Source organism: Cupriavidus sp. HPC(L) (assembly GCF_000307735.3).
Lineage (GTDB): Bacteria > Pseudomonadota > Gammaproteobacteria > Burkholderiales > Burkholderiaceae > Cupriavidus.
The window spans coordinates 1-8,538 of sequence record NZ_AMPR02000120.1; the positions used below are offsets into that span (position 1 = coordinate 1).

Sequence of the window (8,538 nt, forward strand, 5' to 3'; positions counted from 1 at the left end):
CTCCGTCTCCCGCATCCCGCGCCCGGCAGGCCGCCGCGGCGCCGGGCGCCAACGCCACGCATTGAAGGAGGCGCAGATGGATCGCAGACGCGCCCTGTCCCTGATCAAGACCGCGCTGACCGGCTTCGACAAGCCGCTCGCGCTGATCGTCTTCCTGCTGTTCGCCACCGGCATCGTCGCGCTGTACTCGGCCTCGGTCGACATGCCCGGCCGCGTCGAAGACCAGCTGCGCAATATCCTGCTGTCCTACGCGGTGATGTGGGTGATCGCCTATCTGCCCACGCAGACGCTGATGCGGGTCGCGGTGCCGCTCTATACGGTCGGCGTCGCGCTGCTGATCGCAGTGGCGATGTTCGGGCTGATCCGCAAGGGCGCGCGCCGCTGGCTCAATGTCGGCATCGTGATCCAGCCCTCGGAGCTGATGAAGATCGCGATGCCGCTGATGCTGGCCTGGTACTTCCAGAAGCGCGAGAGCGGGCTGCGCTGGTTCGACTTCATCGTCGCCGGCGTGCTGCTGGCGGTACCGGTGGGTCTGATCGCCAAGCAGCCGGACCTGGGCACCGCGCTGCTGGTACTGGCGGCCGGCATGTACGTGATCTACTTCGCCGGCCTGTCTTGGAAGCTGATCCTGCCGGCGCTGGCGATCCTGGTGACGCTGATCTCCGGGCTGCTGTTCTTCGAGCACGACATGTGCGCGCCCGGCGTCAACTGGCCGGTGCTGCACGACTACCAGCAGCACCGGGTCTGCACGCTGCTCGATCCGACGACCGATCCGCTCGGCAAGGGCTTCCACACGATCCAGTCGATCATCGCGATCGGCTCCGGAGGCCTGATGGGCAAGGGCTGGCTCAAGGGGACGCAGACCCACCTCGAGTTCATTCCCGAGAAGCACACCGACTTCATCTTCGCGGTCTACTCGGAGGAATTCGGCCTGATCGGCAATGCCGTGCTGCTGGTGCTGTACCTGCTGCTGATCTTCCGCGGGCTCTATATCGCCGCGAACGCGCCGACCCACTTCTCGCGGCTGCTGGCGGGCGCCGTCACGCTGATCTTCTTTACCTATGCCTTCGTCAACATGGGCATGGTCAGCGGCATCCTGCCGATCGTGGGCGTGCCGCTGCCGCTGATCAGCTACGGCGGCACCGCGCTGGTCACGCTTGGCATGGGGATCGGCATCCTGATGAACATCTCGCGGCAGAAGCGGCTGATCCAGACCTGAGGGAGCGCCGGCGCGCTGGCGCGCGCTTGCCCTCTCCCCCGCCCCTCTCCCGCGAGCGGGAGAGCGGAGAATCCGCGCGAGTCCTGGCGCAGCGATTCCCTTTCGCGCCCCCAGCAGAGACAAGAACCGCCGGAACACCGCGCGATCTCTTGCGCACCTCATCCCTTTCCCGCTTGCGGGAGAGGGGCAGGGCAGAGGGAAAGGCGTCCGCTACATCGTCGGCGCGCGCGATCTGACCGTCTGCTCCAGCAGCGACCGCAGCTTGGCCAGCGCGCCGGGGTCGCCGCGCGCCGCGGCGCGGGCGTACCAGATCTTGGCCTGCTCGATATCGCGCTCGACCACGCCCGGCTCGCCGCGCTCGTAGAAGCTGGCGACGATGTACTGCGCCCCGCCGTCCCCGGCGGTCGCCGCCCGCGTGTACCACTCGAAGGCCTTGGCGTAATCGCGCGGCACGCCGCGGCCGATGAAGTAATTGGTCGCCAGCGCGACCTGCGCCTGAATATGCCCGCCCTGGCTGGCGCGCTGATACCAGCGGTTGGCCTCCTCCAGCGACTTCGGCACCAGTTCGCCGCGCTCGTGCAGTTCGCCCCAGGTGAACTGCGCATGCGTCATCTCGTTGTCGGCCGCCTTCTTCAGCCAGACCAGCGCCTCCTGCGGCTTCGACGCGGTGCCATCGCCGCGCAGCAGCATCATCGCGTAGTTGAACTGCGCCAGCCGGTTGCCCTGGCGCGCCGCGTCGGCGAAGTCGCGCAGCGCGGACTCAAAAGCGCCCGCCTCGTAGGCAGCCACCGCCTGGCGCGTCAGCGTCTCCGCGGGCTGCGGCGGCCGGGGTGCCGCCATCGCGGTCTGCCACCCGCCCAGCAGGATCAGCGTGCAGGCGGCATGGCAGGCGAGGCGGCGAAGGGACGGCATGGCGGACTCCCAGTGGGATCGGGCTTTCCAGCCAGTGTAGGAGCCGATGGAAGGCGGTGATAGCTTGCACCGGTTCATTAAGAGGACAAATAACAAGCGGAATTTTTTCGCCCGCTTCATTCATCAATCACATGATTGCCGTTTCGCCTTGGCGCTTGGCCGCGACGACGCCGCGCGCGTGCAGGCCGCTGCGTACGCTCTAGAATGACGCGGCCGCGCAAGGAAGACGCGCTGCCGCCCTCCCCCGACACCAACCGACCGCCCCCCTGCCCATGCATATCCGTTGGCTCGAAGACTTTGTCTGTCTGGCCGAGGCCGGCAGCCTCGCCCGCGCCGCCGAACTGCGCAACGTCACCCCACCGGCCTTCGGCCGCCGCATGCAGGCGGTCGAAGTGTGGGCCGGCGCGCCGCTGATCGATCGCAGCGTGTTCCCAGTCCGGCTGACCGCCGAGGGCCGGCAGTTCCTGGAGGCGGCGCAGTCGGCGCTGCATACGCTGGAGGAAACGCGGTTGGCGCTGCGGGCGGCCCACCGTGTCGATGCCAGCACCGTGGTGATCGCCACCGGCAAGACGCTGTCGCGCTCGCTGGTGCCGGCGTGGCTGGCCGGGCTGAGGCAGGCGCTGCGTCACGATCCGGTGGCCGCGGGCTTCCGCACCCGGCTGTCGACCTTCGCCATGCACGATGCGATGGCAATGTTTACCGAGGGCGATGCCGATTTTCTGCTGTGCTACAGCCCGCCCGACCTGCCGGTGCGGCTGGACGAGGCCCGCTACCAGTTCCACCCGGTCGGGATCGAACGGCTGGTCTGCGTCGCCGCCGCCGACGCCTCCGGTGGCCCGTGCTTCCGCCTGCCGGCGCGCGGCACCGGCGGCAAGAGCGGCGCGCAGGTCCCGACCATTGCCTATGCCGAAACGCTGACGATGGGCCGCATGGTCAATCAGGAAATCGCCCGGCGCAAACTGGCCGGCCGCCTCGACGTGGTGGCGGTCTGCGATTTCGCGGAATCGGTGCACGAGATGGTGCGCCAGCGGATGGGCCTGGCCTGGCTGCCGGCACGGCTGATCGCCGACGATCTGCATGCCGGCCGGCTGGTGCGCGCCGATATCGGCAACGTCGCAGACGCCGGGACGGAGGGCGGCCAGTTTGGCGGCCAGCAGGGCGGCAATCGCGATCTGGTGCTGCAGATCCGGCTCTACCGTCCGCGCGCGGCGATGCGCCCGCTCGCCGAGGCGTTCTGGCGCGCCGCGACGGCGTAATACCGCCGGGCGGCCGGGCGCGCAGGCGGTGCTCCGCCTTCCCGCTTGCCGATCCGGCAATCGCCATTGCCAAACCCGCATGCGACGACACGGCGCCGCTCCCTAACATCGCGCCATACCACATCGATAACAGATAGACACGGGAGCGTTGCCATGAAGATCTCGCTGCGGACTGCCACCGCCGCCACCTTGCTGTTCTCCGCCATCTCGGCCATGTCGCTGGCTCCGGCCGACGCGCGCGCCAGCGAATGGCCCGCCAAGCCGATCACGCTGGTGGTCGGCTACACGGCCGGCGGCAGCGTCGACCTGGTGGCCCGCACCGTCGCGCCCGAGCTGGGCAAGCGGCTCGGCCAGAGCGTGGTGATCGAAAACCTCGGCGGTGCCGGCGGCACCATCGGCGCGTCGCGCGTGGTCAAGGCCGAGGCCGATGGCTACACGCTGCTGATGGGTTCGGGCAGCGAGGTGTCGATCGCCCGCCTGACCAATCCGGCGGTCCGCTACGACGGCGAGAAGGACCTGGCCCCGATCACCTTCGTCGGCACGCAGCCGATGGTGCTGGTCGGCAAGCCCACGCTGCCGGCGCGCAATGCCGGCGAACTGATCGCGCTGGCCAAGGCGCAGCCGGACAAGCTGGCCTACGCGTCGTCGGGCGTCGGCACGCCGCTGAACCTCGCCGGCGAGCTGATCAAGCAGCAGGGCAAGGTCGGCATCACGCACGTGCCGTACAAGGGTGCGTCGGCCATGGCAACCGACCTGCTCGGCGGCCAGATCGATCTGGCGGTGATGGTGCTGTCGTCCGCGCTGCCGCATATCCAGGCCGGACGGGTCAAGGCCTACGGCGTGACCGAGGCCAGGCGCGCCGCGGTGGCGCCCGACGTGCCGGCGCTGGCGGAGACGCCTGCGCTGAAGGGCGTCGACATGGGCGTCTGGTTCGGCCTGATGGCGCCGAAGGCCACGCCGCGCGCGGTGGTGGATCGTCTCAACAACGAGATGCAGGCCGTGCTGGCGATGCCGGAGGTCCGCAAGAAGCTGGCCGAGGCCGGCGTCGAGGTCGCGCCCGCCAATCCGGCCCAGTTCGCCGCCTTCGTCAAGCGCGAGACCGCCAAGTACCGCACCATCGTGCAGGCGGCCGGCATCCAGCAATAACGGGAACCCCATGAACACGATGACCACGCTCGACGCTTACCCGGTCGAAGTCGCATTTCCCGACATCCGGCCGTACGCCGACGGCAATACCGGCGTCGCCTACGTCCACCGCTTCGACAGCGGCGTGCCAGGTCCGCACGTGATGATCAACGCGCTGACCCACGGCAACGAGGTCTGCGGCGCGATCGTCGTCAAGGAGCTGCTGGATCTCGGGCTCAAGCCCCGCCGCGGGCAGCTGACGCTGGCGTTCGCCAACGTCGACGCGTATCACCGCTTCGATCCGGCCAGGCCGGACGCCTCGCGCTTCGTCGACCAGGACTTCAACCGCGTCTGGACCGCCGCGGTGCTCGACGATGCGTCGCGCGACTCGTCGGAGCTGCGGCGCGCGCGCGAGATGCGCCCGCTGATCGATCGCGTCGATCTGCTGCTGGACCTGCACTCGATGCACGAGAAGAGCCTGCCGCTGATCGTGTCGGGCCCGCTGGACAAGGGCGTGGCGCTGGCGCGCGCGCTCGGCGCACCGGCGCATGTGATCGTCGACGAAGGGCATCCGGAAGGGCGGCGCATGCGCGACTATGCCGGCTTCGGCGATCCGGCCAGCCCGAAGAATGCGCTGCTGATCGAGTGCGGCCAGCACTGGGAGGCATCGTCGGTGGCGGTGGCGCGCGACAGTACCGCGCGCTTCCTGCTCGCCGCCGGCATTGTCGACAGCGGCGACCTGCCGGCCGGCTGGCTGTCGGCACAGGCCGCACCGCAGCGCGTGGTGCGCGTGACCGAGCCCGTGGTCGCCGCCAGCATGAACTTCCGCTTTGCCGGCCCTTATACCGGCCTGGAAACCTTCACCGAAGCCGGCACGGTCATCGGCTGGAACGACGGCGTGCCGGTGGTGACGCCGTATCCCGACTGCGTGCTGGTGATGCCGTCGCTGCGCCAGCTGCGCCCGGGCGTGACGGTAGTGCGGCTGGGACAGCTGCAGCCTTGATTCTCCGCGGCAAAGATGCCCACCAAGAGCATCGCCGCGGCCCTTAGCGTGTCTTGAAGACGGCGTCGAGGGATTTGGCGTCCAGGAGCCGCCCGCTCCATCGCCTGATGTCGGCCGCCTGCGCCGCGTTCAGCTTGGCAACGACCCCCGGTGGCAACGGCCCAAACCGGCGCGCCAGCAGTTGCTGCAGCACCCGGGCCGCACCTTCCTGCCGGCCCTTCGTGATTCCCTTCTTCTCGCCCCGCTTCTCGCCCCGCTTCTCGCCCTTCTCTTCGTGTCGGGCGGCCCACTCGTCCATCCGTTGTGCCAGTGACATTTCCAAATCCTCCAGATCTCGAACCCGCGGCAGCGCGAGCTTGCCCTTGCGCTGCCTCAACAATACGCCACGCATCCACATCGCCAAAGTCCGCTTGAGCTCCTTGCGTCCGTCGATCCAGCAACGGACCTCACGAATTACGCGGATCAGACTCCGCTCGTTCTTCAATCGGTTGAAACGCATCACCGCCGCCACGAGATTGCGCCGCCGAGCGAGTTGTGCTTCGGAGTACCGGCTCTCGTCGATCAGGTGATAGCGAAAACGCGGAATCGGCAGGTCCGCATCGTGAGCGATCAGGCTTTGGACATCCACCGGCGCCGTCCATTTCGTTTCGCCGTTGTACAGCACGATCGGCAACACGGGTGGCAGCAGACGGCCCGGTAAACATTCCTTGCGCCGGATCAGGTCCTGGTACAGAAGCATCAAGTAGCTGAGCACTCGCACGGCCATGAACGTGTCCACGGTACTCTGGAACTCGATCAGGATGTACAGGTACATCCACTGCTGTCCCGTTCGCACGCGCCAAACCACATCGTCGGCGCGCTGGCGGAAGTCATCGGTGACGTAGCTGCACGGCATGCGCTCCAGGGTGGTGAAATCCACCTTGCGCCACCATTGCCTCGGCACAAAGCTCTTCAGAAGATCCCTGACGAATTCGGGACAGGTATACAGAAACTTGTAGGAGACGTCGTCGTGCTTGGCCATCGTACCGATCATGCGGGAGGCGCATCGCGCCGATACCGCCAGCATGCCGATTCGACGCTATGAAGCTTTCGTAATAGTTGCCGCGCTATGAGTTACTGATTTGTTGCGTCATGGGGACCGAACCGAGTCAATGGCTATGGAAATCGGTGAACACCCTCATCAAGCGCAGCACGTCCTCAGCCGTAAACCGATCCATGACGACGTGACGGAGATCATGCGTCCGCCGTGCGCCATGTGGTGCCGGCAACTTCCTTTTCGCAGGAAACGGACGTGCGCCCCCTTGCCCCCGCCCCCCTTGCTTCCTCGGCTACCGGCCTTGCCGGCGCCTACTCCCCATCCCCCGCCGACGCTTCGTCCACCAGCCGGCCATCACCCCGCTGGCGCCCTGGCCCCGCGCGGATCGGTACGCGGCTCGCGCTGATCGTGCTGGCCGTACAGGTGCTGGTGTTCGGCCTGTTCGCCTGGGTGCTGTCCGACAGCAGCATGCGCCAGCTCGAGGCGCAGCAGCGCGCGGCGATGAGCGCGCAGAACGAAACGCTGCGCGACCTGCTCGGCCAGTTCGACGACACCATGCTGCAGGAGGCTGACCGCTTCCTGCTGAGCTTCGCCGCGGTGGTGCCCGGCCCGTATGCGGTCGATCCCGCGCAGACCATCGAGGTCGCCGGCCAGCCGACGCCACAGTTCAGCAGCGGCGAGATCGTGCTGAACAACAACTTCGAGCTGCCGGACCGCTTCTTCGCGACCACCGGCGGCACGATCGCCACGGTGTTCGCGCGCCGCGGCGACGACTTCGTGCGCGTGACGACTTCGCTGAAGAAGCAGAACGGCGAGCGCGCGGTCGGTACGCTGCTCGACCGCGCCGGGCCTGCCTATGCCGCGGTGCAGGCCGGCCGCTCGTATCGCGCGTTGACCTGGCTGTTCGGCAAGCCGTACATGAGCAAGTACGAGCCCGTGCGGGACGCCGCCGGCAAGGTCGCCGGCGCCCTCTATGTCGGCGTCGACGTCAGCGCCGAGCTTGCGATGCTGAAAAACCGCATCCGCCGCAAGTCGATCGGCACGGACGGCCATTTCGTGGTGGTCGACGCCAAACCCGGTCCCGACCAGGGCAAGCTGCTGGTCGGCCGCCGCCAGGAGGGCACGGTCCAGCTCGACGCGCGCGACGAAGACGGCAAGACCTGGCTGCGCGAGATGATGGCCGCGCGCCAGGGCAGCCTCACGCATCGGATCGCCTTCGACGGCGGCGCCCCGGCGTTGCGCCTGACCGCGTTCGAGACCTATCCCGAATGGCAATGGCTGATCGTCGGCTCGGTGCCGGTCGATAGCCTGCGCGCCGAACTGATCGCCAACCGCAATCGCTTCCTGGGCGCGGGCCTTGCGCTTGCGCTGCTGGTGTCGGCGGGATTCTGGTGGATGCTGCGCCGGATGGTCAGCGTGCCGCTGGCCGATGCGGCGACGGCCGCGCGCAGTCTCGCCGCCGGCGACCTGACCGCGCGCCTGGACAGCCCGCGCCGCGACGAGATCGGCGAGCTGATGCGCGCAATCGACGGCGTCGGCCAAGGCCTGTCCGGCATCGTCGGCACCGTGCGGGCCAGCGCCGATGCGATCGTCGCGAGCACCGGCGAGATCGCGACCGGCAACGCCGATCTGTCGGCGCGCACCGCGAGCCAGGCCAGCAGCCTGGAGCGCACCGCCGCCAGCATCGAGCAGCTGAGCGCGACGGTGCGGCAGAACGCCGATGCCGCGGTAGATGCCGACGCCACCGTGCGCAGCGCCGCCGATGCGGCCCGGCACGGCGGCGGCACGGTCGAGCGCGTGGTGCAGACGATGGACGGCGTGCATCGCAACGCGCAGCAAGTCGTCGACATCATCGGCATGATCGATGGCATCGCGTTCCAGACCAACATCCTGGCGCTGAACGCGGCCGTCGAAGCGGCGCGCGCGGGCGAACACGGCCGCGGCTTCGCGGTCGTGGCCGGCGAGGTGCGCTTCTGGGTCTGCATGC

Annotated in this window: 7 protein-coding genes; 5 read left to right on the forward strand and 2 right to left on the reverse strand. The window is 68.3% G+C overall.

The window, feature by feature from the left end; genetic code table 11:
- Positions 1 to 76: 76 nt before the first annotated feature.
- On the forward strand, positions 77 to 1,219 hold the full coding sequence (gene rodA, locus B551_RS09060) for a rod shape-determining protein RodA (RefSeq protein WP_023263931.1): 1,143 nt from the start codon (positions 77 to 79) through the stop codon (positions 1,217 to 1,219).
- A 210-nt stretch (positions 1,220 to 1,429) separates the two neighbouring features.
- Here rodA and B551_RS09065 read toward each other — a convergent pair whose 3' ends face one another.
- Complete coding sequence (locus B551_RS09065; RefSeq protein WP_006579492.1) at positions 1,430 to 2,131, reverse strand: tetratricopeptide repeat protein; 702 nt, start codon at positions 2,129 to 2,131, stop codon at positions 1,430 to 1,432.
- 272 nt (positions 2,132 to 2,403) lie between these two features.
- Here B551_RS09065 and B551_RS09070 point away from each other — a divergent pair, with 272 nt between their 5' ends.
- The 3 genes from B551_RS09070 (at position 2,404) to B551_RS09080 (ending at position 5,515) form a co-directional block, all read left to right on the forward strand.
- Positions 2,404 to 3,387, forward strand: a complete 984-nt coding sequence (locus B551_RS09070; protein WP_006579493.1) for a LysR family transcriptional regulator — start codon at positions 2,404 to 2,406, stop codon at positions 3,385 to 3,387.
- Between the two features lie 153 nt (positions 3,388 to 3,540).
- A complete protein-coding gene (locus B551_RS09075) occupies positions 3,541 to 4,533 on the forward strand; it encodes a tripartite tricarboxylate transporter substrate binding protein (RefSeq protein WP_006579494.1) in 993 nt (330 codons plus the stop codon).
- 10 nt (positions 4,534 to 4,543) lie between these two features.
- A complete protein-coding gene (locus B551_RS09080) occupies positions 4,544 to 5,515 on the forward strand; it encodes a M14 family metallopeptidase (protein ID WP_006579495.1) in 972 nt (323 codons plus the stop codon).
- A gap of 43 nt (positions 5,516 to 5,558) precedes the next feature.
- Here B551_RS09080 and B551_RS09085 read toward each other — a convergent pair whose 3' ends face one another.
- Positions 5,559 to 6,536, reverse strand: a complete 978-nt coding sequence (locus tag B551_RS09085) for an Rpn family recombination-promoting nuclease/putative transposase (RefSeq protein WP_043438345.1) — start codon at positions 6,534 to 6,536, stop codon at positions 5,559 to 5,561.
- A 270-nt stretch (positions 6,537 to 6,806) separates the two neighbouring features.
- Here B551_RS09085 and B551_RS09090 point away from each other — a divergent pair.
- Positions 6,807 to 8,538 (forward strand): methyl-accepting chemotaxis protein (locus B551_RS09090; RefSeq protein WP_083492561.1); only part of this gene is annotated, 1,732 nt, incomplete at its 3' end.